Annotated in this window: 30 protein-coding genes and 1 tRNA gene; 20 read left to right on the top strand and 11 right to left on the bottom strand. The window is 69.2% G+C overall.

Annotated features, from left to right (window positions below; genetic code table 11):
• The first annotated feature begins 69 nt into the window (after positions 1–69).
• Positions 70–1086 carry an FUSC family protein gene (locus tag JOE53_RS09615; protein WP_271171075.1) on the top strand — a complete coding sequence of 339 codons (1017 nt, stop codon included), beginning with the start codon at positions 70–72 and terminating at the stop codon, positions 1084–1086.
• A 137-nt stretch (positions 1087–1223) separates the two neighbouring features.
• On the opposite strand, the gene JOE53_RS09610 is transcribed toward JOE53_RS09615, so the two are convergent.
• On the bottom strand, positions 1224–2063 hold the full coding sequence (locus JOE53_RS09610) for a class I SAM-dependent methyltransferase (RefSeq protein WP_204947528.1): 840 nt from the start codon (positions 2061–2063) through the stop codon (positions 1224–1226).
• Positions 2064–2104: 41 nt separating this feature from the next.
• Between JOE53_RS09610 and JOE53_RS09605 the strand changes: the two genes are divergently transcribed.
• On the top strand, positions 2105–2854 hold the full coding sequence (locus tag JOE53_RS09605; RefSeq protein WP_036286374.1) for a phosphoglyceromutase: 750 nt from the start codon (positions 2105–2107) through the stop codon (positions 2852–2854).
• Positions 2855–2942: 88 nt separating this feature from the next.
• On the opposite strand, the gene phoU is transcribed toward JOE53_RS09605, so the two are convergent.
• Positions 2943–3644 (bottom strand): phosphate signaling complex protein PhoU, encoded by a 702-nt coding sequence (phoU, locus tag JOE53_RS09600; protein ID WP_016464492.1) that lies wholly within the window; start codon positions 3642–3644, stop codon positions 2943–2945.
• Between the two features lie 90 nt (positions 3645–3734).
• Between phoU and JOE53_RS09595 the strand changes: the two genes are divergently transcribed.
• Together JOE53_RS09595 and JOE53_RS09590 are read left to right on the top strand one after the other, a co-directional pair.
• Positions 3735–5009 carry a sensor histidine kinase gene (locus JOE53_RS09595; RefSeq protein ID WP_204947527.1) on the top strand — a complete coding sequence of 425 codons (1275 nt, stop codon included), beginning with the start codon at positions 3735–3737 and terminating at the stop codon, positions 5007–5009.
• A complete protein-coding gene (locus JOE53_RS09590) occupies positions 5006–5689 on the top strand; it encodes a response regulator transcription factor (RefSeq protein ID WP_204947526.1) in 684 nt (227 codons plus the stop codon). The genes JOE53_RS09595 and JOE53_RS09590 overlap by 4 nt, the downstream gene beginning before the upstream one ends.
• A gap of 75 nt (positions 5690–5764) precedes the next feature.
• Here JOE53_RS09590 and JOE53_RS09585 read toward each other — a convergent pair whose 3' ends face one another.
• Complete coding sequence (locus JOE53_RS09585; RefSeq protein WP_204947525.1) at positions 5765–6232, bottom strand: DNA modification methylase; 468 nt, start codon at positions 6230–6232, stop codon at positions 5765–5767.
• Positions 6233–6376: 144 nt separating this feature from the next.
• Here JOE53_RS09585 and JOE53_RS09580 point away from each other — a divergent pair, with 144 nt between their 5' ends.
• The 5 genes from JOE53_RS09580 to JOE53_RS09560 are packed head-to-tail and all read left to right on the top strand — an operon-like array spanning position 6377 to position 11219.
• Positions 6377–6859 carry a CarD family transcriptional regulator gene (locus JOE53_RS09580; protein ID WP_005051117.1) on the top strand — a complete coding sequence of 161 codons (483 nt, stop codon included), beginning with the start codon at positions 6377–6379 and terminating at the stop codon, positions 6857–6859.
• Positions 6860–6908: 49 nt separating this feature from the next.
• Positions 6909–8096: a 2-C-methyl-D-erythritol 4-phosphate cytidylyltransferase gene (ispD, locus tag JOE53_RS09575; RefSeq protein ID WP_204947524.1), complete on the top strand. Its 1188-nt coding sequence runs from the start codon at positions 6909–6911 to the stop codon at positions 8094–8096.
• A gap of 53 nt (positions 8097–8149) precedes the next feature.
• A complete protein-coding gene (cysS, locus tag JOE53_RS09570) occupies positions 8150–9553 on the top strand; it encodes a cysteine--tRNA ligase (RefSeq protein WP_204947523.1) in 1404 nt (467 codons plus the stop codon).
• Entirely contained in the window at positions 9546–10538 is a 993-nt protein-coding gene (gene rlmB / locus JOE53_RS09565; protein ID WP_204947522.1) for a 23S rRNA (guanosine(2251)-2'-O)-methyltransferase RlmB, read from the top strand. Before cysS ends, rlmB begins: the two co-directional genes overlap by 8 nt.
• A gap of 42 nt (positions 10539–10580) precedes the next feature.
• Positions 10581–11219, top strand: coding sequence for an NAD(P)-dependent oxidoreductase (locus tag JOE53_RS09560; protein ID WP_204947521.1), 639 nt, complete (start codon positions 10581–10583; stop codon positions 11217–11219).
• An 18-nt stretch (positions 11220–11237) separates the two neighbouring features.
• On the opposite strand, the gene JOE53_RS09555 is transcribed toward JOE53_RS09560, so the two are convergent.
• Together JOE53_RS09555 and JOE53_RS09550 are read right to left on the bottom strand one after the other, a co-directional pair.
• Complete coding sequence (locus JOE53_RS09555; RefSeq protein ID WP_204947520.1) at positions 11238–12551, bottom strand: DUF4032 domain-containing protein; 1314 nt, start codon at positions 12549–12551, stop codon at positions 11238–11240.
• Positions 12552–12635: 84 nt separating this feature from the next.
• Positions 12636–13736: an ABC transporter ATP-binding protein gene (locus JOE53_RS09550; protein WP_204947519.1), complete on the bottom strand. Its 1101-nt coding sequence runs from the start codon at positions 13734–13736 to the stop codon at positions 12636–12638.
• 269 nt (positions 13737–14005) lie between these two features.
• On the opposite strand from JOE53_RS09550, the gene JOE53_RS09545 reads away from it, so the two are divergent.
• Positions 14006–14950 (top strand): DsbA family protein, encoded by a 945-nt coding sequence (locus JOE53_RS09545; RefSeq protein WP_204947518.1) that lies wholly within the window; start codon positions 14006–14008, stop codon positions 14948–14950.
• Positions 14951–15289: 339 nt separating this feature from the next.
• Here the strand turns inward: JOE53_RS09545 and JOE53_RS09540 are convergent, their stop codons facing one another.
• Positions 15290–15589 (bottom strand): hypothetical protein, encoded by a 300-nt coding sequence (locus JOE53_RS09540; protein ID WP_204947517.1) that lies wholly within the window; start codon positions 15587–15589, stop codon positions 15290–15292.
• A 350-nt stretch (positions 15590–15939) separates the two neighbouring features.
• On the opposite strand from JOE53_RS09540, the gene JOE53_RS09535 reads away from it, so the two are divergent.
• From JOE53_RS09535 to JOE53_RS09520, 4 genes are all read left to right on the top strand, one after another.
• Positions 15940–16686, top strand: coding sequence for a site-specific integrase (locus tag JOE53_RS09535; RefSeq protein ID WP_204947516.1), 747 nt, complete (start codon positions 15940–15942; stop codon positions 16684–16686).
• A gap of 105 nt (positions 16687–16791) precedes the next feature.
• On the top strand, positions 16792–17019 hold the full coding sequence (locus tag JOE53_RS09530; RefSeq protein ID WP_204947515.1) for a hypothetical protein: 228 nt from the start codon (positions 16792–16794) through the stop codon (positions 17017–17019).
• Positions 17006–17485: a DUF2335 domain-containing protein gene (locus JOE53_RS09525; protein WP_204947514.1), complete on the top strand. Its 480-nt coding sequence runs from the start codon at positions 17006–17008 to the stop codon at positions 17483–17485. The genes JOE53_RS09530 and JOE53_RS09525 overlap by 14 nt, the downstream gene beginning before the upstream one ends.
• Before the next feature lie 149 nt (positions 17486–17634).
• A tRNA-Thr gene (locus JOE53_RS09520) sits at positions 17635–17707 on the top strand.
• 36 nt (positions 17708–17743) lie between these two features.
• On the opposite strand, the gene JOE53_RS09515 is transcribed toward JOE53_RS09520, so the two are convergent.
• Entirely contained in the window at positions 17744–17881 is a 138-nt protein-coding gene (locus JOE53_RS09515) for a hypothetical protein (protein WP_204947513.1), read from the bottom strand.
• A 205-nt stretch (positions 17882–18086) separates the two neighbouring features.
• Between JOE53_RS09515 and JOE53_RS09510 the strand changes: the two genes are divergently transcribed.
• On the top strand, positions 18087–19040 hold the full coding sequence (locus tag JOE53_RS09510; RefSeq protein WP_204947512.1) for a DMT family transporter: 954 nt from the start codon (positions 18087–18089) through the stop codon (positions 19038–19040).
• Between the two features lie 16 nt (positions 19041–19056).
• Here JOE53_RS09510 and JOE53_RS09505 read toward each other — a convergent pair whose 3' ends face one another.
• The gene (locus JOE53_RS09505) at positions 19057–19683 is read right to left on the bottom strand and encodes a nitroreductase family protein (protein ID WP_036286400.1); all 627 of its coding nucleotides are present in this window, start codon (positions 19681–19683) and stop codon (positions 19057–19059) included.
• The gene (gene msrB, locus JOE53_RS09500; RefSeq protein ID WP_036286403.1) at positions 19680–20096 is read right to left on the bottom strand and encodes a peptide-methionine (R)-S-oxide reductase MsrB; all 417 of its coding nucleotides are present in this window, start codon (positions 20094–20096) and stop codon (positions 19680–19682) included. Before msrB ends, JOE53_RS09505 begins: the two co-directional genes overlap by 4 nt.
• Positions 20097–20169: 73 nt before the next feature.
• Here msrB and JOE53_RS09495 point away from each other — a divergent pair, with 73 nt between their 5' ends.
• The 5 genes from JOE53_RS09495 to groL all read left to right on the top strand — a co-directional run bounded on the left by JOE53_RS09495 (position 20170) and on the right by groL (position 24138).
• Entirely contained in the window at positions 20170–21171 is a 1002-nt protein-coding gene (locus tag JOE53_RS09495; RefSeq protein WP_204947511.1) for a DUF2332 domain-containing protein, read from the top strand.
• A 9-nt stretch (positions 21172–21180) separates the two neighbouring features.
• On the top strand, positions 21181–21450 hold the full coding sequence (locus tag JOE53_RS09490; protein ID WP_016464506.1) for a DUF3263 domain-containing protein: 270 nt from the start codon (positions 21181–21183) through the stop codon (positions 21448–21450).
• Between the two features lie 9 nt (positions 21451–21459).
• Positions 21460–22032 carry a LytR C-terminal domain-containing protein gene (locus tag JOE53_RS09485; protein WP_204947510.1) on the top strand — a complete coding sequence of 191 codons (573 nt, stop codon included), beginning with the start codon at positions 21460–21462 and terminating at the stop codon, positions 22030–22032.
• 149 nt (positions 22033–22181) lie between these two features.
• The gene (locus tag JOE53_RS09480; RefSeq protein ID WP_005051075.1) at positions 22182–22385 is read left to right on the top strand and encodes a cold-shock protein; all 204 of its coding nucleotides are present in this window, start codon (positions 22182–22184) and stop codon (positions 22383–22385) included.
• 133 nt (positions 22386–22518) lie between these two features.
• Positions 22519–24138: a chaperonin GroEL gene (groL, locus tag JOE53_RS09475; RefSeq protein WP_204947509.1), complete on the top strand. Its 1620-nt coding sequence runs from the start codon at positions 22519–22521 to the stop codon at positions 24136–24138.
• Between the two features lie 72 nt (positions 24139–24210).
• Here groL and JOE53_RS09470 read toward each other — a convergent pair whose 3' ends face one another.
• Both JOE53_RS09470 and JOE53_RS09465 read right to left on the bottom strand, forming a co-directional pair.
• Complete coding sequence (locus JOE53_RS09470; RefSeq protein WP_016464508.1) at positions 24211–24498, bottom strand: WXG100 family type VII secretion target; 288 nt, start codon at positions 24496–24498, stop codon at positions 24211–24213.
• A gap of 141 nt (positions 24499–24639) precedes the next feature.
• Positions 24640–26367 carry a sensor histidine kinase gene (locus JOE53_RS09465; protein WP_036286417.1) on the bottom strand — a complete coding sequence of 576 codons (1728 nt, stop codon included), beginning with the start codon at positions 26365–26367 and terminating at the stop codon, positions 24640–24642.
• Positions 26368–26376: the final 9 nt, after the last annotated feature.

The raw sequence follows: 26376 nt of genomic DNA, 5'->3' as shown, positions 1-26376 counted from the left end.
CGGACCGCCGCCATCCCGACCGGGTGGCGTTCCCGCTGGTATCCGCGTGTCGGCATCGACCGTGTCATCGTGTCGGCTCCTGCGATCGCGCAGATCGTGATCGCAGCGACCGCGGCGTTCTCGTTCGCCCATTACGTGCTCGGTCACGCGGCGCCCCTGCTGGCGGCCACCGTCACGGTCTCGAGCCTCGGTCTCGTGAGGGACGCCCGACCGCGCCGGGTGCTGGAGACGGTGATCGGAATGGTCGTCGGAATCCTCGTCGCGGAGCTGATCGTGTTCGTCGCGGGAATCGGGTGGTGGCAGCTCGGCATCACGCTGACGGCCTCGCTGATCGTCGCGCGGTTCCTCTCGCCCCAGCCGGCGTTCGCGATCGCCGCGGCGATGCAGTCGGCGATCGTGATGGTCATCCCGGTGAGCGTGCCGTTCCTCCGGATGATCGACGGTCTCGTCGGGGGTGTCATGGCCCTGCTGGTGACGGCGTTGCTGCCGCGCAGCCCGCTGCGTACGGTCGCGCGGGAAGGAGCGGCGCTGTTCTCGGCGTTCGACGGCGCCGTGTCCACCCTCGTGCAGGCCCTGCGCCGCGGTGACGCGGTGTGCGCAGAGCGCGGACTCGCCAAGGCGCGCGCCCTTCAGGGGCTGGTCGACCAGTGGCGCGCCGGAATCGAGTCGGGTTCGGAGATCGCGCGCATCTCGCCGTTCCTGCGCCGCCAGCGCTCGGAGTTCCAGCGGCAGGACCGCATCCGCCTGCACCTGGACCTGGCCACCCGTAATCTGCGCGTGATCGCCAGACGCGTGGTCTATCTCTGCGACGACCGGCAGCCGCGTCCCATCGCCGCCGATCTGCTCACCGAACTCGCGGCCGGTGCGCGCCTCATTGCGGAGTCGCTCGGCGACATCTCCTATGAGCCGGCCGCCCGCGAAGCCGTCCGTGCCGTGGCGGCCCGTCTGGATCCCACCGTTCTCGCCGATCGCAGCTCGGCCGTCGACCAGACGCTCATCGGTGCGCTGCGCCCGCTGGCGGTCGACCTCATGACGGCGGCGGGGATGCCCGCCGACGAGGCGCGCGCCGCGATCCCGCGCGTCTGAGCCGCCGGCCGCCCCGAACCGCCGATGGCGCGCCCCCGAGGGCAGGCAATGTGCCGGGGAGAGGCAGAACGGCGCAGAATCGGCCTGTGCCGGGCAGATCGCCTGCGCTCGGTCGGCCGTTCGCCGGCGGGCGCCGGTCAGACGACGGGAGCGACCAGGCTCCACGGCACGGTGACCTCGCCCAGCCGCCAGCGCGCCCGGCCCTGCACAGGCCAGCCCGTCGCGTGCATCGCGTCGAGCGCGGCGCGCCAGCGCTGCACCGGTCCGAACGACGCGGTGCCGACGGCGCGTGTCCACTCCTCGTCGAGAGTGCGCAGGAAATCGTGCACCGGCTCACCGGGCACGTTGCGGTGGATGAGGGCCTTCGGCAGCCGCTCCGCGGCGATCGACGGCGAGGCGAGTTCGCTCAGACGCAACGACAGCGTGAGCGTTCGTGGCGCGGCGTCGGCGCCGATCTCGACCCACGTGCAGATCCGCCCGAGCTCGTCGCAGGTGCCTTCCACGAGGATGCCGTCGGGATGCAGGCGCCGCGTCATGCGCGCCCACGCATCCTTCACCTCGTGCTCGTCGTACTGCCGCAGCACGTTCAACGCCCGCAGCACCGCAGGTCGGCGCCCTTGCGGCGTCGGCACCTCGAACCCGCCGCGGGCGAAGGACACGTGAGCGTCGGGCGAGAACGCCGTGCGCCCCGCGCGCACGTCGAGCAGCTGCGTGCGGGCCCGCTCGACGCGGGCCGGATCGATCTCCAGCCCGAGCACATCGACACCGGGGCGGGCGCGCCGCAGCCGCTCCTCGAGCTCGAACACGGTGACGGCGCTCGCGCCGTATCCGAGGTCGACCACGAACGGATCGGCGGCGCGCCTCAGCACGGGATGCCGGGCGATCCAGCGGTCGATGCGCCGCAGCCGGTTGGTGTTCGTCGTGCCGCGCGTGATCTGACCGACGACCCCACGAGCGGGGGCTTTCTCCGGCGGCATCCCCCCATGATGCCAGCGCGCGCGCCGGTAGGATGACGAGCATGACCGCGCCGTACACGCTGATCCTCCTCCGCCACGGGCAGAGCGAGTGGAACAAGACCAACCAGTTCACCGGATGGGTGGACGTCCGCCTCACCGAGCAGGGGCGCGGCGAGGCCGCGCGCGGCGGTGAACTGCTGAAGGATTCCGGCATCCTGCCCGATGTGCTGCACACGTCGCTGCTCAGTCGGGCGATCCAGACGGCCAACATCGCGCTGGACGCGGCCGACCGTCTGTGGATCCCCGTGAAGCGGTCGTGGCGCCTCAACGAGCGTCACTACGGCGACCTCCAGGGCAAGGACAAGGCAGAGACGCTCGAGCAGTTCGGTGAGGAGCAGTTCATGCTGTGGCGCCGCTCGTTCGATGTGCCGCCGCCCGCGCTTCCCGATGACTCGCCCTACAGCCAGGTGAACGACCCGCGCTACGCCGGCATCGACGGCGACGTCCCGCGCACCGAGTCGCTGAAGATCGTCATCGACCGCCTCCTGCCCTACTGGGAGAACGAGATCGTTCCGGACCTGAAGGCGGGCAAGACCGTTCTGGTGACCGCGCACGGCAACTCGCTGCGCGGCCTGGTCAAGCACCTCGACGGCATCAGCGACGCCGACATCGCCGAGTTGAACATCCCGACCGGCATCCCGCTCGTCTACCGCCTCGGTGAAGACCTCATGCCGCTCGAGCCGGGCGCCTACCTCGATCCCGAGGCCGCCGCTGCCGGCGCCGCGGCTGTCGCGAGCCAGGGCAAGGGCTGAGGCTCAGCGGCCGTACGAACGCGAGAGGGGGATGCCGACCGGCATCCCCCTCTTCGGTTTCCGCCTCCGCCACAGCGGAGGCGACGTCTCACTCGACGCCGTCGACCGATTCGCCCTCGGCGATGATGACGGCGATCGTGTCGGTGTCGGGCGTCCAGTCGCCGGTAGCGAGGTAGGCCACCTTCTTGGCCACCGAGACGGCGTGGTCGGCGAAGCGCTCGAGGTAGCGGCTGGCCAGCGTCGCATCGACGGTGGCTCCGGCCTCGCCCTGCCAGTTCTCGCTCAGCACCTTCTCGAAGACGGCGAGGTGGTGGTCATCGACCTTGTCGTCGAGTGTGCGCAGCGTTTCGAGGTAGCTGAGGTCTTCGGTGCGCAGCAGCTCGGTGAGGGTCTTCGCGACCTCGACGTCGAGCTCGCCCATCTTGGTGAAGGTCCCCTTCAGGCCCTTCGGGATGGCGCGCTCGGGGAAGCGCATGCGGGTGAGCTGAGCGATGTGCTCGGCGATGTCGCCCATGCGCTCCAAGGAGGCGCTGACGCGCAGGGCCGCGACGACGATGCGCAGATCGCGGGCGACCGGCTGCTGACGAGCGAGGATCTGGATCGCCAGCTCGTCGAGCGCGACCGCCTTGTCGTCGATCGTCTGGTCGGCTTCGATGACCTCTTCGGCAAGGGCGACGTCGCTGGTACCGAAGGCGCGGGTGGCCTTGTCGATCGCCTCCGTGACCAGCTCGGCGATCTCGACGAGACGCGACTGCACGTCCTCGAGCGACTGGTGGAACACTTCGCGCATGAGAGGGCCTCTCTTCCGGCAGGCAGGCACGGTGCCGCCTCCTGACCCGGTGATCATCGCGGGCCAAGGTTAACGATCGGTGCCGCAGCGATGAACGTTGCCGACGCCGTTTCCGGCGTTGATCCGTATCGTGAATCTGCGGTGTCCAACCACCCTACGCTGGGAGCCATGGAGTCCCTGCAGCCGGCGATCGCGCTGATCCTCGGCCTCGTCCTCGGCGGCGGAGTGGCCACGCTCGTGCTCATCGCGCTGCGGGCGCGTGACCGCGCGCGTGTCGCGGCATCCACGGCCCTGCCCGACGGGACGGCGGCGGTGCTCCAGGGGATGGACGAAGTCGCGGTGGTCGTCGACACGTCGCTGCAGATCGTCGCCGTCTCGGCGCCCGCGGAGCTGTTCGGCATGCACGAGGACTACGCACTGCCGGGCGATGAGCTGCGCGCCCTCGCCCGGACCGTCCGTCGTACCGAGGCGCCGGAGACGCAGACGATGCGGCTCAAGCGCGGCGTCGAGCCGCGGCTGGTCTCGGCCCGGGCGAGCGTGATCACGCCGCGGTTGATCCTCATCGTCATCCGTGACATCACGGAGCGGGAGCGCGTCGAGGAGATGCGCCGCGACTTCGTCGCCAACACCAGCCATGAGCTGAAGACGCCGGTGGGTGCGGTGAGCCTGCTCGCGGAGGCGGTCGAGTCGGCCGCCGACGATCCCGATCAGGTGCGTCATTTCGCCAGTCGCCTCAGCGCCGAGGCGGCGCGGCTCAGCCAGCTCACGTCGCGCATCATGAACCTGTCGCGGCTGCAGTCCGCCGACGATCTGACGGAACTGCGCGACGTGTCCGTCGACGAGGTCGTCGCCGCCGCCATCGAGTCCCAGTCGGTCGCCGCAGACTCGGCCGCCATCACCGTCGCCCGCGGGGGCGAGAGGCACGCGTACGTGCGCGGTGACGTGCAGGTGCTCACCGAGGCCGTCGCCAACCTGGTGGCCAACGCGATCGCGTACTCGCCGCAGGGCGGACAGGTCGGCGTCGGCGTGAAACGGGACGGCGGGGTCGTCGAGATCGCGGTCACCGATCGGGGGATCGGCATTCCGGAGGACGAGCAGGAACGCGTGTTCGAGCGGTTCTATCGTGCCGACCAGGCGCGCTCGCGCCGCACCGGCGGCACGGGGCTGGGGCTGTCGATCGTCAAGCACGCGGTGCAGCGGCACGGGGGAGAGGTCGAGGTCTGGTCGCGTCCGGGGCGGGGCTCGACCTTCACCGTGCGACTGCCCGCCGTCCCTGCGCCCGACGACCTTCCCGCTCCCAAGAAACGCAAGAAGAAGAAGGCCGCCCGCGATGGTGCGCGGGCGAAAGGAGAGAAGAAGCGATGACCCGCGTCCTGATCGTCGAGGATGAGCCCGATCTGGCCGATCCGCTCGCCTATCTGCTGCGCCGTGAGGGATTCGAGGTCGAGATCGCCGAGGACGGCCCCGCGGCCCTCGATGCGTTCGCCTCGCGCGACGCCGACATCATCCTGCTCGACCTCATGCTCCCGGGGATGCCGGGAACCGAGGTGTGCCGTGTGGTGCGCTCGACCTCCAAAGTGCCCATCATCATGCTGACAGCGAAGGACTCCGAGGTCGATATCGTCGTCGGTCTCGAGCTGGGCGCCGACGACTACGTGACGAAGCCCTACTCGTCGCGCGAGCTGCTCGCGCGGATGCGGGCGGTGCTGCGACGCAGCGAAGGCCCCGAGCTGGGGCTCGACGACAGCGTCGTCGACGGCGGAAGGGTCGTGCTGGACATCGATCGGCACACCGTCGCCGTCGACGGTGAGACCATCCCGATGCCGCTGAAGGAGTTCGAGCTGCTCGAGGTGCTCATGCGCAACGCGGGGCGCGTGCTGACGCGCGGCCAGTTGATCGACCGGGTCTGGGGGAGCGATTACTTCGGCGACACCAAGACGCTCGACGTGCACATCAAGCGCATCCGGTCACGGATCGAACGCAATCCGAGCGAGCCGGTCATGCTCCTGACCGTGCGCGGGCTCGGCTACCGCTTCGAAGCCTGACGCGCCCTTCCCCGCGACACGAAGATCGGCGGCGCCCCTCGTGAGGAGGGACGCCGCCGATATCCGTGAGCGGGATCAGTTCGCGGGAACGAAGTCCTTCAGGTACGACAGGGTGCCGTCCAAGACCGGAACGCGGTCTTCCACGGCCTCGCCGGTGCCGGACTGGAACGTGGTGCGCACGTCGGTGCCGGGCTTGGCCGACAGGCCGGTGAACAGCAGCGGATCTGCGCCGTCGAAGCCCAGGCTGACGGTCGAGTGCGCGGCGACCGGCACCCGCTGCGTCGTGCCCTCGATGCCCACCAGCAGCGTCTCGTCGGTGTCGGTGTCGTTGACGATCGCCGCGAGGAAGTTGGCTTCGGTGCCCTTCTCGTTGGCGACGAAGAGCGCGTTGCGCACCTTCAGGGGTGCCGAGTGCGTGATGTTGACGCCCTCAGCGGCCGAGTAGCTGATGGTCGTGGCCTGCGGTGAGATCATGCTGCAGCCGGCGGTGGAGAGGACCACAGCGGCGGCGAGGGCGACGGACGCGAGACGGCGCGTGTTCACGGATCCTCCTGGACGAGTCGGTGTGTGCTCATTCTATGCCGCGACGCGGCGCCACCCCGGCGCCCCCGCCGCGGATGCTCAGCCGGCGAACCCTAGCGTATGTCGCCTGTGGTATTCTGGACTTTGCCGAAAGGACATAACTGCATGCTTTTTGAGGTTGGCGAGACGGTCGTCTATCCGCACCACGGGGCCGCGACGATCATCGAGGTCAAGGACCGGATCATCAAGGGCGAGACCAAGAAGTACCTGAAGCTGAACGTCACGCAGGGAGACCTCATCATCGAGGTCCCTGCTGACAACGTCGACCTGGTCGGTGTTCGTGACGTGATCGGCAAGGACGGTCTCGAGAAGGTGTTCGACGTGCTGCGCGCACCGTTCACCGAAGAGCCCACCAACTGGTCGCGCCGCTACAAGGCCAACCTCGAGAAGCTCGCGTCCGGCGACGTGATCAAGGTGAGCGAGGTCGTCCGTGACCTGTGGCGTCGTGACCAGGACCGCGGCCTGTCCGCCGGCGAGAAGCGCATGCTGGCCAAAGCTCGTCAGATCCTCGTGTCCGAGATCGCTCTGGCGCTGAAGGCCGATGAGGATCACGCCTCGGGGGTCCTCGACGAGGTTCTCGCGAGCTGATCCCGGCATCCGCCGGAAGACGGCGCGCCACGTCGGTAGTGTCGGGTACATGAGCGACCCGTTGGTTCCCGTGCCCCACACCGCCGTAATCGTCGTCGCGGCTGGATCCGGTCAGCGGTTGGGCGCGGGTGTTCCGAAGGCGTTCGTGGGTCTCGACACCCACACGGTTCTGCGCCACGCGCTGGAGGGTGTGTTCGCCGCCCCGGCCGCGCAGGTCGTGATCGTCGCTCCCTCAGACCGCGTCGGTGATGCCCTGACCGAGGCGCGCGCCGTCGCCGGCGAACGGCACGACCTGGTCACGGTCGTCGCCGGCGGGCTCAGCCGGCAAGAGTCGGTGGCTGCCGGACTGCGGGCCGTGTGGCCCGACGTCGAGCGCGTGCTGGTCCATGACGCCGCGCGGGCTCTGACTCCGCCCGAGGTCTTCGCGCGCGTCATCGACGCGCTCACAGACGGCAAAGATGCGGTGCTTCCGGTGCTTCCTGTGGTCGACACCGTCAAACGGGTGTCCGGCGATCGCGTGCGCGAGCCGATCGATCGTTCCGAACTGGCGGCCGCGCAGACCCCGCAGGGATTCCGCCGCACGATTCTCGACGCGGCGTATGCCGCGGCATCCGCCGAGCACACCGACGACGCCGCACTCGTGCAGAGCATGGGAACACCGGTGTGGACGGTGCCCGGCGATGAGCGGAGCTTCAAGATCACCACTCCGGGCGATCTCGACCGCGCGCGAGCCCTCCTGGCTGTCGCGCCGGTGAGGCGCACCGCGCCGGTGCCGCGCGTCGGCGTCGGCACCGACGTGCATGCCGTCGGCGGTAGCGGCGATCTCTGGCTGGCCGGACTGCACTGGCCCGGTGAACCCTCGCTGCACGGTCATTCGGACGGGGATGCCGTCGCGCACGCCATCGTGGACGCCGTGCTCGCCGCCGCGGGACTCGGCGACATCGGCACCCATTTCGGCACCGATCAACCGCAGTACGCCGGCGCCCACGCCGAGGCGTTCCTGGCCCGCACGCGGGAGCTGGTGGAGGCCGCCGGCTTCTCGATCGGCAACGTCTCGGTGCAGGTGCAGGCGCGCCGCCCGCGCTTTGCCGCGCGCCGCGCGGAAGCCGAACATGTCCTGTCTGCGGCGCTCGGTGCGCCCGTCGCCGTATCGGCGACCACGACCGATGGGCTCGGCTATACGGGAACGGGCGACGGCGTCGCCGCCTTCGCCGTCGCGCTCGTCTACTCCGTGTGAGCTCCCACGCCCGCGCCGCTGTCGCGTCTCGCGCGCGCGGGTAGGCTGGAGCGGTGACGGTCCGGCTCTACGACACCCAGGTGCAGGCGTTGCGCGACTTCGCGCCGCAGGATCCGGCGAACGTCACGATGTACGTGTGCGGTCCGACGGTGCAGTCGGGTCCCGGCATCCATCATCTGCGTGCGGCGCTCGCGTTCGACCTGCTGCGTCGCTGGCTCACCCGCCGTTTCGGACGCGTGACGTTCGTGCGCAACGTCACCGACATCGACGACAAAGTCCTGCAGAACGCCACCGCTGATGAGCCGTGGTGGGCGCTGGCGTATCGCGTGGAGCGCGAGTTCGCGTACGCGTATGCCGCGATCGGCATTCTCGCGCCGACCTACGAGCCGCGCGCCACCGGATCGATCCCGCAGATGCAGGAACTGATCGCCACCCTCATCGAACGCGGTCATGCCTACGCCGCGGCCGGTGACGTCTATTTCGACGTGCGTTCGTGGTCCGCCTACGGAGAGTTGACCCATCAGAGCATCGACGCGATGGAGCCGGCGACCGATGCGGACCCGCGCGGCAAGCGCGACCCGCGGGATTTCGCCCTCTGGAAGAGCGCGAAGAGCGATGAGCCGGCGGATGCCGTGTGGGAGAGCCCCTGGGGGCCGGGCAGGCCCGGCTGGCACATCGAGTGCTCTGCCATGAGCCGCCGCTACCTGGGTGCCTCCTTCGACATCCACGGTGGCGGCATCGACCTGCGCTTCCCGCACCACGAGAACGAGTTGGCGCAGTCGCGTGCGGCGGGTGACGCGTTCGCCCGCTACTGGGTGCACAACGGCCTGGTCACGGTCGGCGACCAGAAGATGTCGAAGTCGCTCGGCAATCATCTGCTCGCGCTGGACGTGCTGGCCGACCGCGACCCGCTCGTCGTGCGCTACGCCCTCGGCGCGGCGCACTACCGGTCCACGCTCGATCTCACCGCGGCATCCTTCGACGAGGCCGAGGCGGCCCTCGAGCGCATCCGAACGTTCCAGCAGCGGGCCGCGCGGGTGCTCGGCACTGCGGTGCCGCTGGTGGCCGCCGATATCCCCGAGGCGTTCGCTGCCGCGATGGACGACGACCTCGGCATTCCGCAGGCGCTCGCGGTCGTCCACGAGACCGTGCGCGCCGGAAACGCGGCGTTGGATGCGGGCGATCGGGATGCCGCGGCCCGCGCTTTCGTCGAAGTGGGCCGCATGACCGGCGTTCTCGGTATGAATCCGGCCGACCCGAAATGGCGACCCGAAGCAGGTGCTGCCGAGGCGCGCGCCCTGGACGCGCTGCTGCAAGCGATGATCACCCAGCGTGCGCAGGCGCGCGCGAACAAGGACTGGGCGGCCGCCGACCGTCTTCGCGACGCGATCGCGACGGCCGGCGTCGTCCTCGAGGACGGTCCCGACGGGACCCATTGGAGTCTGAATGATGGCTAAGCCGGGCAACCCCTCCGCGGGCAAGGGCAAGAAGAAGGGCCCACTCAAGGGCACGGGCGGCAACGGACGCAAGGCGCTTGAGGGCAAGGGGCCGACTCCCAAGGCCGAGGACCGCAGCTGGCACGTCGCCGGCAAGCGCAAGGCCGCCATGGAGCGCTACGCCGCCGCCGGCGGCAAGGGGCGCCCCGGTCAGAAGCCGGCGCCGTCCCGCGCGCCGAAGGCCAAGGCCGGCGACGACACCGAGAACGTGACCGGGCGCAACTCCGTGCTCGAAGCTCTGCGTGCACGCATCCCGGCGACGGCGTTCTACGTCGCCCAGCGCGTCGAGATGGACGATCGCGTCAAGGAGATGCTGTCGATCGTGACCCAGCGCGGTATCCCCGTGATGGAGGTCACCCGCCCCGAGCTCGACCGTATGGCCGGCTTCGACGGCGTGCACCAGGGTGTCGCGCTCAAGGTGCCGCCGTACGAGTACGCGCACCCCCAGGACCTGCTGGAGGAGATCATCGGAAAGGGGCAGACGCCGCTGATGGTCGCGTTGGACGGCATCACCGATCCGCGCAACCTCGGCGCGATCATCCGCTCCACCGCCGCCTTCGGCGGTCAGGGACTCATCATTCCCCAGCGCCGTTCGGCCGGCGTCAACTCGGCCGCGTGGAAGACGAGCGCCGGCGCCGCGGCCCGGGTTCCGGTCGCGATGGCGCCGAATCTGACCACGACGCTCAAAGAGTTCAAGAAGCAGGGCGTGTTCGTGCTCGGTCTCGATGGCGGCGGCGACGTCGCGCTGCCCCAGCTCGAACTGGCAGATCGGCCCGTCGTCATCGTCGTCGGCTCGGAGGGCAAGGGGCTGTCACGGCTGGTCACCGAGACGTGCGACCAGGTCGTGTCGATCCCGATCTCCTCCGCCGCAGAGTCGCTCAACGCCGGCATCGCGGCATCCGTCGCGCTCTACCAGGTCTCCACCATCCGCGCCGCGTCCGAGTGACGCCCGCTCCACCTGCACGCCGATCCGAAAGGAAGCACTGAGATGGCCATCATCGCCGTTCTGGGAGGCACCGGCTTCGCCGGTCGCCACATCGTCTCCGAGGCTGTGGACCGCGGGCACACCGTGCTGTCGGTGTCGCGGTCGGTGGCCGCAGACCGCGTGCCCGGTGCGACCTACGTCGAGGGGACGCTGCTGGACATCCCCGGGCTGGTGACGCAGCTGGAGGGTGCGGACGTGGTCATCAGCGCCATCGCACCGCGCGGTGCGATGGAGGGCCTCGTCCGGCCCAACCTGGAGGCGCTGAACACCGTGCTGCCCGAGAGCGTGCGGCTGGGCGTCATCGGCGGCGCCGACGGGAGCCTCGTCGCTCCCGAGGGCCCTCGCGTCGTCGACGTCGACTTCCCCGACGCCTTCAAGACCGAGGCGCTGGAGATGAACGGTGATCTGGAGGACCTTCAGGCCGAACAGACCGGTCGCGACTGGTTCTTCGTCCACCCCGCCGGCGGCTTCGGCAGCTTCAACCCGGGCGAGCGGACGGGCACCTACCGGGTCGGTGGCGATGTCATCGTCACGGATGCCGAGGGGCAGTCCTACATCTCCGGCGCCGATCTCGCGGTGGCGGTGCTCGACGAGATCGAGAACCCGCAGCACTCGCGCCGGCGCTTCACCGTCGGGTACTGACGCGCTCTCTCGTCGGGGTCAGACCAGGTCGCGCCAGTCGACGTCCTCGTCTTCGTCGTCGTCGTCGATCGTCGAGATCGCCGAGGTGATCACCGGAATCGCCATCGTCTCGGTGGGGGGACCCATCACCGTGGCCTCGTCCCGGCGGTGACGCAGCACGTCATCGATGTAGGACGAGACGACCTCGGCGATCGGCACCGACTGTCCTCGCGCTTGCGACATGTACCAGCGGTGTTCGAGGACCTGGTGGAACACCTCGGCGGGTTCGAGTTTGGCGCGCAGATCCCAGGGGATCGCCTTCACGACCGGTTCGAACACGCGGGTGAGCCACTCGTGCGCCACCATCTCCTCGTCGGAGCCGAGTCGTGAGACGCGGGCACGGAACGCGTCCATGTCGTTGAGCAGGCGCCGGGCCTGGTTCTCCTCGACGTCCAGTCCCGTCAGACGCAGAAGGCGCCGCTGGTGGTGGCCGGCGTCGACGACCTTGGGCTGAATCGACACCGTGGTGCCGTCCGGCGTGGTGCGGATCGACATCTCGCCGATGTCGAAGCCGAGATCGTTCAGGCGTTTGACCCGCTCGGTGATGTGCCAGGCCTCACCGGCGGCGAAGGTCTCCTTGTCGGTCAGCGCCGCCCAGAGCGAGCGGTACGACGACATGATGCCGTCGGCGATCGCGACGGCATCCACGCCGCCATCGAGGCGGCCGCCGGCTTCGAGGTCCATGATCTCGCCGGCGATGTTCGTGCGCGCGACGTCGAGGTCGTGCTCGCGCTGACCGCGCGTCAGGCCGCTCTCGTGCAGCTCGCCGGTCTCGGCGTCGACGAGGTAGGCCGCGAACGCCCCGGCATCCCGTCGGAAGAGCGTGTTCGACAGTGACACGTCACCCCAGAAGAAGCCGACGGTGTGCAGGCGCACGAGCAGCGCGGCGAGGGCGTCGACGAGCCGGCCGGCGGTGTCGGGTCGCAGCACCTGTGTGAACAGGGCGCGGTAGGGGAGCGAGAACTTCAGATGCGCCGTCACGAGCGCGGCCGGCAGGGGGTCGCCCTTCGGCGTGCGGCGACCGTCGATCACCGCGACCCGTTCCACGCACGGCACGTCGAGGCGGCCGAGGGAGCCCAGCATGTCGTACTCGCGGCGGGCCATCTCGCCGGTCGTCTCTTTGACGGCGACCACGCGGCCCGACAGATCCGCGAAGCGGACGAGGTGGCGTGACAGGCCCTTCGGAAGCGAGACGATCGTGTCCTTGCCCCACTCGTCCAGCGGGGTGGACCAGGGCAGCGCCAGCAAGCCGGCGTCGACACTGCTCGCGGTGATCGTGAGGGAGTGGGCCACGCGGGTCTTCGCTTTCGTGGGGGATACGCCGCGGCGCGGGGGTCCGGTCCGTGGAACCGGGCCCCCGCGCCGCGTCTGGTCGGATCAGGCCGACGCGATCGCCTTCTTGGTGAGGCGCTCGCCCGACTCGATGTCGAACGCGTGCACGTGGTGCGGCACGGGGGCGAGGACGACCGTCTCGCCGGCGTTCGGGTGGTTGCGGCCGTCGACGCGCGCGACGATGTCGGTGCGCTTGCCGGCGATCTCGGTGTGGCCGTAGAGGTAGCCGTCCGCGCCGAGCTCCTCGACGAGGTCGACGGTCACCGACAGGCCCTGGCCGTCGGCCGGGTTCACGATGATGTCCTCGGGGCGGACGCCGGCGGTGACCTGCGTCGCGCTGGTGGGACGGTCGATGTCGGCGTCGACGACGGCGGTGCCGAACTGGATGCCGCCGGCGCTCGCAAGGTCGACCTGGAACAGGTTCATCGCGGGCGAGCCGATGAACCCGGCGACGAAGACGTTGTTCGGCTTCTCGTACAGGTCACGCGGCGTGCCGACCTGCTGGAGCAGACCGTCCTTGAGCACCGCGATGCGGTCGCCCATGGTCAGAGCCTCGGTCTGGTCGTGGGTCACGTAGACGGTGGTGACGCCGAGGTTGCGCTGCAGCGACGCGATCTGGGTGCGCGTCTGGACGCGCAGCTTTGCGTCGAGGTTCGACAGGGGCTCGTCCATGAGGAACACCTGGGGCTTGCGCACGATCGCGCGGCCCATCGCGACACGCTGACGCTGACCGCCCGAGAGGGCCTTCGGCTTGCGGGTCAGGTAGTCCTCGAGGTCGAGGAGCTTCGCGGCCTCGAGCACGCGCTGGGCGCGCTCTTCCTTGCCGACGCCGGCGATCTTCAGCGCGAAGCCCATGTTCTCGGCGACCGTCATGTGCGGGTACAGCGCGTAGTTCTGGAACACCATCGCGATGTCGCGGTCCTTCGGCGGGATGTCGGTGACATCGCGATCGCCGATCAGGATGCGGCCGGAGTTGACCTCTTCGAGGCCGGCCAGCATGCGCAGCGACGTCGACTTTCCACAACCGGACGGGCCGACGAGGACGAGGAACTCGCCGTCACCGACCTCGAGGTTGAGCTTGTCGACGGCCGGGCGGGTGCCGCCCGAGTACAGACGGGTTGCGTTGTCAAAGGTGACGGACGCCATGTTTTCTTCTCCTTCACCGGCAGGTACGTGCCGGACGATCCGTAGTGATGGAATGAGCGGGGGCTTGGCCCGCACGTCCCGCGATGGACGCGTTCTCAGTATCGCACGTTCTCCTCCGCGAGGAAGAGGCCTCGTCTGGGCATTTCACAGGCTCGCTGGCTAGCATCGACACATCGCCCTGCTCCGTCCGCGACGCTGGACCCGATCCGAATCGTGACGACCGGGATGCACCGCGATGTGCCCTCGAGCTGCCTCCCACAGAAGGTCCCATGTCCCACGACGCCGCCCCGAACGAGCCCACGCCTGCTGGCCGCCGCGATGCGGTGCGCGAGAAGGCGCAGCTCGTCCACGCGAAGCAGTCGCGGGCACGCGTGCTGCGCCGCTCGGCGCTCGCCGTCGTCGCCGCTGCCGCCGTCGTCGCGGTCGCGGTCGCGGTGTCGTGGGCGGTGCGCTCCAACAGCGATCGGCCGCAGCTGCAGCCGGCCGACGCCACCGCCGACGGCTTCCGGGTGACGTCGGTGTCTTCGGTCTCGCCGGGAACGCCGATCGACGGCGCGAGCCCGGCGCCCACGGCTGCGGCCGAGCCGCAGGCGACACCCTCGCCGTCCACCTCGGCATCCGTCGTCGACATCCACGTCTACGTCGATTACCTCTCGCCGGCGGCGCGACAGTGGCAGCTCGCCAACGCGAAGCAGCTGGCGTCGTGGGTGTCGGACGGGGCGGCGACCCTGACCTACCACCCGGTCTCGATGCTCACCGCCAAGTCGAACGGAACGAAGTACTCGTTGCGCGCGGCGAGCGCAGCCGCTTGTGTCGCGACTCTCGATCCGTCGAAGTTCTTCAGCTTCAACAACGACCTCCTCACCCGTCAGCCGGCTGTCGACTCCGACGGCTTCTCCGACAAGGAACTCGCCGACATCGCCCAGGCGAACGGGTCGGATGACCCGAAGCGGCTTCGCGACTGCATCGAGACCGAGTCGTACTCGTCGTGGGTGAAGGGTGCCACCGAGCGGGCGATCAGCGGGATCCCCGGCACGAACGGGCTCACCCTGACGGGAACGCCCATGGTCGTGGTGAACGGCCAGCAGTACGTGGGCGACATGACGGATGCCGCCGAGTTCTCGCAGTTCGTGCTCACCAGCGCGAGCGGGGCGTACTACAAGTCGCAGACCGCGACGCCCACGCCCACCGTGAAGCCGACGGCCGCGCCGTAAGTCGCGACGCGGCCCCGATAGACTGGGACCCGCTTTGCCGGCTTGGCGCAATCGGTAGCGCACCGTACTTGTAATTGCGCACCGGGCCCGATCTGGGGTTTCTGCGGGGTTGCGGCCTGTTCGCGAGCGCCAGAGGCACGTGACCGAGGGGTGTCCGCCCTTTCCCGCCGATACCGGCGTATGTGCGGGGTTGCCGAGCGGGGGTTCCCGTCGGTACGGGTGTCCTGAGCTGCCTCCAGGGCGATCAAGAGGGCTTCGGCGAGATGATGAGCGATCGCGGCTACTGCGTGGTTCCGGGCTGTCATGGGCGGGAGTCTCGCGTGTCTGCGCGGAGGATTGTCACGAGCGCGCGATGCTCGCGACCTGGGCGATGAAGAACCCCCAGAACGCGCCCACGGCAGCGGCGGCACCGAGGGCTTTACCCACACGATCAAGCCACCTCGGCCCGTCGTGGCTTAGCAGGCGGAGGATCGCACCTACCATCCCCTCGGCGAGGAACACGATCGCCCATACGGCGACCTGCTCCCGCAGCGGAGATCCTGAGCTCTGCATCCCGTACAGCGCGAAGATCGGGCCCAGCAGGAACAGGGCGAACACACCAAGCGCCACCCATCCGTCCCGGGGCGCTTTGCGGATCATGTCCCGGATCTTGTCCCAGATGGTCGGCTTACTGGGTGAGACTGCGAGCCGGTTGTCGCGAGCTGCAGCTGCGGCCGAAGCTGACGCAGCGGCTTCTGCTTCGGCCGCAGCTTTATCTGCCGAAGTGACAGCACCGGTCACCCCCAGTGTCGCCAAGCATCCGATGATCAGCCCCGCAACACCCGCGGCGACCACCCATATGAGAGTCCGAGGCCGCTTCCGTGGACCCTCGGGCAATGCAGGCCGTGGCGGGATCTCGTACGTCATGCCGTGAGCATAGCGAGTACACAGACGCGCAGTCACCGACCGGAGAGGATGGCTTTCCAGGTCTCGTCGTAGTCGGGGAAGCGATGCCAGAGCTGCGCCTGCAGCGCGTCCTGGACGACGTCGCGGTCGACCGTGGTCCCGGGCAGGCGAAGAAGACGCGCGCGGTGCTGTCGGGCATGATGGGCGTCGCCGCCCGGTCTGATGCCGTGAAGGCGAACCCGGTGCGAGAGCTCGCGCGCGTGGAGGCGAAGGTCACGGGCTCCACGGCGACCCCTGTCGACGAGTTGCCGGCGCCGCTCGCGAAGGTCCGCGCCGACGAGCGGCTGCAGCAGATGGACATGGTCGACCTGATCGAGTTCCTCGCCGGCACCGGCGTGCGGATCTCGGAGGCCCTCGGGCTCGATTGGGCGGACGTGGAGATCGTCGCGCCGTCAGGCATCCCGACGCTCGGCGCGACAGTGGCGGTCCGGAAGTCGAAGACGACGGCGGGGGAGCGGCGCATCACCGTGCCCGCGGCCGTGGCTGCCGCCTTGGTGCGGCGGGAGCGTCGAGACGGGCCGGTGTTTCCGACGCCGTTCCTCAATCGTAGGGATCGTCGCAACACGGCGAGCGAGTGGCAGGCGGCGCGGGAGCGGCTCGAGCTGGGCGAGTACACCTTCCACTCGTTCCGGAAGACCGTCGCGACCGCGCTCGATCAGGCCGGTCTGTCGGCTCGCGCGATCGCCGAGTATCTCGGCCACGCGAACCCGTCGTTGACGATGAACGTCTACATGAGCAAGACGGTGGGTGGCGCGGCCGCTGCGAGCGCGCTCGATCGCGTGATGCGATAGACGTGCGGATAGGCTGTGCGATTACTGCTGATGTAGTACGCGTATTACAGAGCGGCATAAAGTGAGACAGAATGATGTTGTCAGCAGTGAAGGAGCACACCGATCATGTCTGGCACGACACTCTTCAACACCCGCCACGTTTCGAACTCCGCGGCCGGCGACTACTGGCGCGGGCTGGGGACGATCATGAACATCCGCGGAAACACTCACCGCGAGTACAAGTTTGCCCACTCTGAGCAGGAGGCCGACGAGGCCGCGATCGCTGACGACTGGCGCGTGGTCGGCGAGGACCTGTTCGCCGCGATCGAGCGCTGCCCGTATGGTCGGCGCTGAAATCTCACCCCCGCTCGAGGGGGAAGATCCCGAAGAGGCTCGACGGGAAGACGAGATCGAGCCTGCAGATGACGATGTCATCGAGGGTGAGCCGGAGACTGACGACTCCCAGAAGGGTCTTCATGTCGTTCATCGGGAGATGCGAAGCTACCGCGGACCGTTGCCGTCACCGGAGACCCTTGAGAGGTACAAGGAAGTCGATTCTCGGTTTCCGGATGAGATCTTGGCCGCCTTCCGTGAGCAGCGGACGCATCGACAAGAGATGGAGCGTACGCTGCTTGCGGGTTCAGAACGACGAGCGAACCGGGGGCAGTGGCTTGGTACTGGGCTGCTGGGAGTTGGGCTCGCCGGCGGCATATGGGTGACGCTTGCCGGACAATCCGTCACCGGCGGACTCATGGTCACAGCAGCCCTCGCCCTGGGAGCGCTCAGCTATGTCTTTGGGGACAGTCGCAAGAAGGACTGACGTAGGCCAACGGGGTCATCGCGAGCGCTCTAGACTCTGTGATGGCTCCGCGAGCGATCGGGGAGTCGAAATGAATGTGCGGGGTTTGTGCGGGGTGACGTACCCTCGTATTCCGTAGATTCCCCGATATGGCCCGGGTTCCGGGCTCCGCCGGCTTGGCGCAATTGGTAGCGCACCGTACTTGTAATACGGGGGTTGCAGGTTCAAGTCCTGTAGCCGGCACCGTTTTCTTGCAATGCCCGCCGTCGCGACCTCCGTTCAGCCGAGGCTGACCGACTGATAGTAGGCGACGGCTGCCGAGACGAGCACGCCCACGCCGATCATCAGAGTGCCGACGCCGACGAACTGCCAGATGACGAGTCGGCGCTCGGGGGCGGGGAGGTCGCGAAAGGCCATGCGGTGATCGTAGCGAGTCCGCTGTGTCCATCGCGTTATCCACGGCGATGCGCTCGGCATCCGCCGGCCCGCACCCCTAGATTCGATTCCGTGGACGAGCACGAGCCGCGTACCGAACCCGACACCGTCACCGAAGCGATCTGCATTCTGGGCTACGACTGACCGATCGGCTCCTCTCCCACGCGCCCGGCTAGGCTGAGGAGTCGTGACCGCACCGACGACGCCCCGGCTTCCCGCCGGTGTCGCTCTCGGTGGTGCCGTGCTGGTCGGCGTGCTGACGGCGCTCCAAGCCCGCATCAACGGGCAACTCGGTCTGCGCATCGGTGACGGATTCGTCGCGGCGGTCATTTCCTTCGGGTCGGGGCTGCTCGTGCTGGCCGTGTCGTCGGCGCTGCTGCTGGCGGGCCGCCGAGGCTTCGGCGCGCTGGTCAGCGGCGTCCGCGCACGCACGATCCCGTGGTGGATGCTGGGAGGCGGGCTGGCCGGAGCGCTCACCGTCGCGACCCAGGGTCTCGCCGTCGCTGTGATCGGCGTCTCCCTGTTCACCGTCGGGGTTGTGGCCGGGCAGACACTGAGCGGCCTGGTGCTCGACCGCATCGGGTACGGCCCGGCCGGCGTCGTCGCGGTCACCATGCCGCGCGTGGCGGGCGGTGCGCTGGCTCTCGTCGCCGTCGGCATCTCCCTGCAGGGCGGTGTGCTGGAGCGTGTGCCGGTGTGGATGCTGGTGCTGCCGTTCCTGGCGGGCGTCGGCATCGCGTGGCAGCAGGCGACCAACGGGCGGCTGCGCCAACGCGTGGGGACACCGTTGACGGCGACGTTCGTCAATTTTCTGGGGGGAACGGTGGTGCTCGCCGTCGCCGCCGTCGTCCACGTCGCGTTCGTCGGTGTGCCGCCGGCGCTGCCGACCGAGGCGTGGCTCTACCTCGGCGGCGTGGTCGGCGTGATCTACATCTTCCTGTCGGCGGCGCTCGTCGCGCACACCGGGGTGTTGCTGCTCGGCCTCGGCGTCGTGGTCGGCCAGCTCGCCACCGCGTTCACGCTGGATGCGTTCTGGCCCGCGGATGCCGGTCCCGGCTGGGGAACCGAACTGTTGATGGTCGCTGTCGCGGCGAGCTCGGTCGTCGTCGCTCTCGCGCCCTGGCGGCGACGACGAACCTGAGCGGACGACGGGAGCGTCAGCTCTTCTTCTTGTCTTTCTTCGCGCCGGTCTTCGTCGCCCCGCCGTCCTTGTCGGCGCCCTTGGCGGGGGCCGGCATTCGACTGAGATGCGCACGGGGATCGACGCTCTTGCGGCGACCGGGTCGCGCACCGGTGGGCTTGCCGCCGACGTACAGCCAGCCGAGCAGCTCCTCGTCCTTCGCGAGTCCGTGCGCCTTGGCCACCGCCTTCGCCCGCGTGTAATGACCGGTGCGCCAGATGACACCCCATCCCGCCTCATCCAGCAGAAGGCTGAGCGTGTGGGCGACACCCGAGGCGACCGCCTCCTGCTCCCAGCGGGGAACCTTCTCGCTCTTGCGGTAGCTGGCGACCACGGCGAGCAGCAGTGGCGCGCGCAACGGCTTCGTCGACGGCTTGTCGTCGCCCTCGACCTTCGCGATCGCCGCCCCGAGCGTCGCCCGGTCCTCGCCACGCAGCTCGATGACGCGCCACGGTCGCAGGGACGAGTGGTCGGCGACCCGCCCCGCCGCCGCGATCAGGGTGAGAAGCTCGGCGCGGGTGGGCGCGGCATCCGTCACCTTCGACCATGAGCGACGGTTTCGCACCGCCGCCAGGGCCGGGTAGTCCGTGACCGTCTCGATCACGACGCATCCGCCTCCGGCGCCGGGGTGAACGACAGCGACAGCGAGTTCATGCAGTACCGGTCGCCCGTGGGGGTGCCGAACCCGTCGGGGAAGACGTGTCCGAGATGCGAGCCGCAGTTCGCGCACCGCACCTCGGTGCGGACCATCCCGTGGCTGCGATCTTCGATGAGCTCGACGGCCTCGGGGCGCACCGACTCGTAGAAGCTCGGCCACCCGCAATGCGAGTCGAACTTCGTTCCACTCTGGAACAGCTCCGCGCCACACGCGGCGCACGTGTAGAGACCCGCGCGGCTCTCGTCGAGGAGCTCGCCGGTCCATGCGCGCTCCGTCCCTGCCTGACGGAGGACGGCGTACTGCTCGGGGGTCAGCTCCGAACGCCACTCGTCGTCGGTCTTGGTCACGCGGTAGGTCATGTCTGGCTCCTTAGTCCACCTCCATTCAACCCGACGCGGGCCGCGGTCGGCTCGGCCCGCGAGAATGTCACCCATGAGTTCCCTCCCAGAATCGGTGTCGGCGCGCTATGGCCGGTTCGCCCGCGACGAGGCTCCCGGTCGTTCCGCGCTGTACGGCGAGTGGGCCGCCGGAGTCGCGGCGGATGCCGCGGCGCAGGAGGTGCTCGGGCGGATCGCGCCTTCTCATCGTCAGCCCCCGCTCGTCTTCGCCGCCGCGCGGCTGCTCGGATCCGGCGAGAGTGGGTACCCCGAGTGGCGGGAGTGGGTGCTCGCCCACGGCGACGAGCTGGTCGCGGAGTGCACGGCGCGCTCGCTGCAGACCAACGAACCCCTCCGGTGCGCCGCTCTGCTGCCCGCGTTGGCCGGCATCGACGGGCCGATCGCGCTGCTGGAGGTCGGCGCGAGTGCGGGACTGTGTCTCTACCCCGACCGATACTCCTACCGCTATCGCGGCGTCGCGGGCGAGATCGCGCACGATCCGCTCGACGGGGTGTCGGCCGTCGTGCTCGAGAGCGAGCTGCGCGGTCAGCACGTGCCCCCGTTGCGGCATCCGGAGATCGTCTGGCGAGCCGGCATCGATCTCGCACCACTGGATCCGGCCGACCCCGCCACCGAGGCGTGGTTGACGGCTCTCGTCTGGCCGGGCGAGACCGGACCCGCGGATCGGGTGCGTTCCGCGCTGCGCATCACGGCGGCGGACCCGCCCCTCATGTTCGCGGGAGACGGCGTCGACCAGCTCGCTCACGCCGTCGCGGCGGCGCCGCCCGAGGCGACGCTGGTCGTTCAGACCCCCGGCGTGCTGGCGCACCTCGGCTGGCACGCGCGCCACGCGCTGATCGAGCAGGTATCCGTCGTGGGACGGTGGATCACGCTCGACGCGCCCTCGCTGCACGAGGGATGGCGCGGCGGGCGGATCGCATCGAACGCTCCCGCTGAGGGCTTCGCACTCGCGCGCGACGGCGTCGTCCTCGCCCACGCCGACCCACTCGGGCGATGGCTGGAGTGGCGTCCCGGCGAGCGCGCTGCGCGGGGTTAACGTGAGCAGGTGCCCCTCTCCGAGCGTGATCGCCTCCTCCTCGACTTCGAGTCGCGGTGGACCGTGCACGACGCCGTCAAGGAGGAGGCCATCCGTGCCGAGCTCGCCCTGGCGCCCGCCCGGTACTACCAGCTGCTGGCTCGCATCATCGATCAACCGGATGCCGCGGCGCACGACGCCATGCTGGTGCACCGCCTCCGTCGGCTCCGCGATGCGCGCGAGAGCGAGCGTGCGGGACGCGCGGCCGTTCCCGCCGTCCGCACCGGAACAGGCCGGTAGCATTCTGGGGTGCCGAGTACGCCCCCGCAGAAGGACCGCTTCGATGATCTCGCCCTCGAGGGGGGACGCATCGGTGCGCATCGCGCCGAGAATCCGCGCCTGCGGGGAGGAATCGTGGTGCTGTGGTCGGTCATCGCGATCGTCGTGCTGGTCGCGCTGGGCATCTTCGGCACGCTGATCGCCATCGGGCGCGTCACCCTCTTTCCCGCCCCGAGCGCCACGCCGACGACCATCTCGACCGCCGAGCCGGTCGTCGACACGTCGTACCCGGTCACCGTTCTCAACGCGACGACACAGTCGGGTCTGGCCGGCTCCCTCGCGCAGACCATCGTCGGGGCCGGCTGGTCGCCCGACAGCGTCACGGCCGGCGACGCCAGCTCCAAGGACTTCCCGACCACGACGGTCTTCTACTCCGGCCCCGCCGAAGAAGGTGCGGCGCGGGGGCTCGCACAGGTGATCGGCGGGGCGGCCGTGACACTCAGCGATGCGTACAAGGGCCTCGCGAGCGGCGACGGCGCCAAGCTCCTCGTGGTCGTGATCGGTGCCGATCGCACGGATGCCGGGGCCACTCCGGCCGGCTGACCACCCCGCCCTGCGGGTATCAGCGGGGAGCGTGTTTCGCGCGTGTGAACAGTTCGATGCGCCTGTGTCAACACTTGCCGGAACAGCGATTTCGCCGCTCTCACGCTGGTTAGCATTGCGACGTCCCACCGCAGCATCAGGAGATTCGCATGGCCCAAGGTACCGTCAAGTGGTTCAACGCCGAGAAGGGTTTCGGCTTCATCACCGTGACCGACGGCCAGGACGTGTTCGTCCACTACTCCAACATCGACATGTCGGGATTCCGTGTCCTGGAGGAGGGGCAGACGGTCGAGTTCACCGTCGGCGCCGGTCAGAAGGGCCCGCAGGCCGAGTCGGTCCGCGTCGTCGCTTGACGTCGTTCGGCCCTCCCGTCGCGTCCGCTCGGCGCGGCTTGCACTCGTCATGCCAGAGTGCCAGAATGAGTTAGCACTCAATCATCGCGAGTGCTAAAGACTCATCCTCACGTCCGGGAGGGACGACACACTTATGGCAAAGATCATCGCTTTCGACGAGGAGGCCCGCCGTGGCCTCGAGCGTGGCCTGAACATCCTGGCCGACGCCGTCAAGGTGACCCTGGGCCCGCGCGGTCGCAACGTCGTGCTCGAGAAGAAGTGGGGCGCCCCCACGATCACGAACGACGGTGTCTCGATCGCCAAGGAGATCGAGCTCGACGACGCGTACGAGAAGATCGGCGCGGAGCTCGTCAAGGAGGTCGCCAAGAAGACGGACGACGTCGCCGGTGACGGCACCACGACGGCCACCGTCCTCGCCCAGGCTCTCGTGCGCGAAGGGCTGCGCAACGTCGCAGCCGGCGCCGACCCCATCTCCCTGAAGAAGGGCATCGAGAAGGCCGTCAAGGCGCTCTCCGACGAGCTGCTCGCCTCCGCGAAGGAGGTCGAGACCAAGGAGGAGATCGCCGCCACGGCATCCATCTCCGCCGCTGACCCCGAGATCGGCGCGCTGATCGCCGAGGCGATCGACAAGGTCGGTAAGGAGGGCGTCGTCACGGTCGAGGAGTCGAACACGTTCGGCACCGAGCTCGAGCTCACCGAGGGCATGCGCTTCGACAAGGGCTACATCAACCCCTACTTCGTCACGGACCCGGAGCGCCAGGAGGCTGTCTTCGAGGACCCGTACATCCTCATCGCGAACCAGAAGATCTCCAACATCAAGGACCTGCTGCCGATCGTCGACAAGGTGATCCAGGACGGCAAGGAGCTCGTCATCATCGCCGAGGACGTCGAGGGTGAGGCTCTCGCGACCCTCGTTCTCAACAAGATCCGCGGCATCTTCAAGTCGGTCGCCGTCAAGGCTCCCGGCTTCGGTGACCGTCGCAAGGCGCAGCTCCAGGACATCGCGATCCTCACCGGCGGCCAGGTCATCACGGAGGAGGTCGGTCTCAAGCTCGAGAACGCCACCACCGACCTGCTCGGCAAGGCGCGCAAGGTCATCGTCACCAAGGACGAGACCACGATCGTCGAGGGTGCGGGCGAGTCGGCGCAGATCGAGGGTCGCGTGACCCAGATCAAGCGCGAGATCGAGAACACCGACAGCGACTACGACCGCGAGAAGCTGCAGGAGCGCCTCGCCAAGCTCGCCGGCGGCGTCGCCGTCATCAAGGCGGGTGCGGCCACCGAGGTCGAGCTCAAGGAGCGCAAGCACCGCATCGAGGACGCCGTTCGCAACGCGAAGGCCGCCGTCGAGGAGGGCATCGTCCCCGGTGGCGGTGTCGCCCTCATCCAGGCCGGCAAGCGTGCGTTCGAGAAGCTCGCGCTCACGGGCGACGAGGCGACGGGTGCGAACATCGTCAAGGTCGCCATCGAGGCGCCCCTGAAGCAGATCGCCCTCAACGCCGGCCTCGAGCCGGGTGTCGTCGCCAACAAGGTGTCGGAGCTTCCCGTCGGCCAGGGCCTGAACGCCGCGACCGGTGAGTACGTCGACATGTTCGCCGCAGGCATCATCGACCCGGCCAAGGTGACGCGCTCGGCGCTGCAGAACGCCGCGTCGATCGCGGGTCTGTTCCTCACCACCGAGGTCGTCGTCGCCGACAAGCCCGAGAAGGCCGCCGCTCCCGCGGGCGACCCCACGGGTGGCATGGACTTCTGAGTCCGGATCTCAACGGAAAGGCCCCTCTTCGGAGGGGCCTTTCTGCGTGGAGCGGTGCTCAGTCGGGCGGGCTCAGCGGAACATGCTCGCGGCGGCGCTCTCGGTCTGCGCATACTGTGCGCCGGCGTGCCCCAGCGCGGTGCCGATGTCTCCGAGCGCGCTCTCCAGCTCGGTCTGTGCGGCCCGCCACCGATCGACCAACCCTTGGAAGGCAACGGCCGCGCTGCCCGTCCACGCACCCTGGAGCTGGGTGAGTTGGCCGAGCATCGCGGCGGTCTCTGACTGCAGGCGATCGGCGGTGGCGCGAATCGCCCCGGTGGCACTGAGTACGGCTTCCGAGTCCACACTGAACGCGGTCATGGTGACGTCCTTTCGTCGGTGTGGGTTCACGCTAGCCAGCGGTGGGCAGGCCTGAGATGGCCCAGAGCGCGGGTGTGCACAATGCGGTCGCGGAGGGGCTCCGGGGAGGAAGCCTCGAGCGGAGCTCGCAGCCTCGGTGCCTCAGGAGTCGATGTGCAGCCGAGGCAGGGGCTGCGTCTCGATGAAGAGATGCTCCGCGGCGTCGCGGCGCTGCGCGAGCGGGAACGCGACGCGGAAAGTGGCGCCGCCGCCGGGCGTCTCGCTGACCACGATCGATCCGTGCAGCGCGTCGACCACCGACGCCACGATCGACAGCCCCAGGCCGGAGCCGCCCGTCTCACGCGTGCGCGAGGTGTCGGCGCGCCAGAACCGCTGGAAGATCTTCTCCCGCAGCTGCGGAGCGATGCCTTCGCCGTGATCGATGACCGAGATCCATCCCATTCCACCGGGTTCGTCGACGCCCACGGCGAGCTCGATGGGCGAGCCCGCCGGCGTGTACCGGCGCGCGTTGCCGAGCAGGTTCGCGACGACCTGACGGATGCGGTTCTCGTCGCCCAGGACGATGGGTTCCCGCTCGGAGGGTAGGGGCATCGCAGGGGCGGGGGAAGGTGCCGTGACCGTCTCGCCGTCGGCGCGCGGCCGGCGTCGCAGCAGTGCACCGATCGCCGCGGTCGGGGGCCGTCGACGCGTCGGGGCGCTGGCCGTCGGCGGCGCGGATGCCGGACGCAGCACCGCCGGGCGTGGGTCGTCGTCGATGAACGAGACGGTCCGTTCCGGCGAGGTCGCGCGCGCATCCAGCACCGCGTCGCGGGCGATCGGGCGCAGGTCTACGGGAGCGACGACGATGTCACGGCGCTCGTCGAGGCGGGCGAGGGCGAGCAGGTCTTCGACGAGGCCGCCCATGCGGATGGCCTCTTTCTCGATGCGTTCCATCGATTGCGCCGTCTGCTCGTCGCCCGAGATGGCGCCCATCCGGTACAGCTCGGCGTATCCGCGCACGGTCACCAGGGGTGTGCGCAGTTCATGACTGGCGTCGCCGATGAAGCGTCGCATCTGCAGCACGGTGGCGTCGCGCTGGCCGAGCGCCTGATCCACGCGGTCGAGCATGGCGTTGATCGCCGTCTTGAGCTTGCCGACTTCGGTGCCGGGAGCGATGTCGCCCATGCGCTGGCCGAAGTCGCCCCGCGCGATGGACATCGCCGTCTGCTCCACCTGCCCGAGGCTCCGGAACGCCAGCGTGACGAGCCAGCGGGTGAGCAGGGCGCTCACCAGGATCGTCATGAGCGCCAGAATCGTGTAGATGCCGACGAAGCTCGCCACCGTCTGATTCACGGGCGTCAACGGCAGGGCGAGCAGCTGGACGTTGTTCTCGCGTGCTCCCGGGATCTGCAGGATGTCGACGGCGGCATGGAAGGTCGTCTTGCCGTCGGCCGAGGTGAGATCGAACGGAGTCGTTCCCTGCATGAGGGTGCTGTCGAGACCGAACGTGGTCGGGAACACCGGCGGATTGTCGGACGGCGGGCCTCCGGTGGCCAGCCTCGTGCCGTCGGGCCCGTAGACGGCGATGTAGAAGGATGTCAGCGGCGGATAGTCGGCGGGCTCGAATTTGGCGACCCCGTCGACGACCGCGACGTTGAGCAGACTGCTGGCCTGATCGAGCGTCACCGTCTGGCTGATCGACTGGTCGCGCTCGGCGATCTGGGCGTTGCGCAGGAACACCGCCGTACCGAACCCGGCGACGAGCAGTCCGCCGGTCAGCACGGCCACGGTGACGCCCGTGACCTTGGCCCGCAGGCTGATGCCGCGCCACCACGAGGTGAGGCGGTCGTTCTTCTTCGCGTGTGCCGCGTACACGCCGTCCGCCGTCATCGCCCCGCG

Source organism: Microbacterium laevaniformans (assembly GCF_016907555.1).
Lineage (GTDB): Bacteria > Actinomycetota > Actinomycetes > Actinomycetales > Microbacteriaceae > Microbacterium > Microbacterium laevaniformans.
Note: the sequence above shows the minus strand (reverse complement) of the source record. Positions and strands in the feature narration are given on the sequence as shown.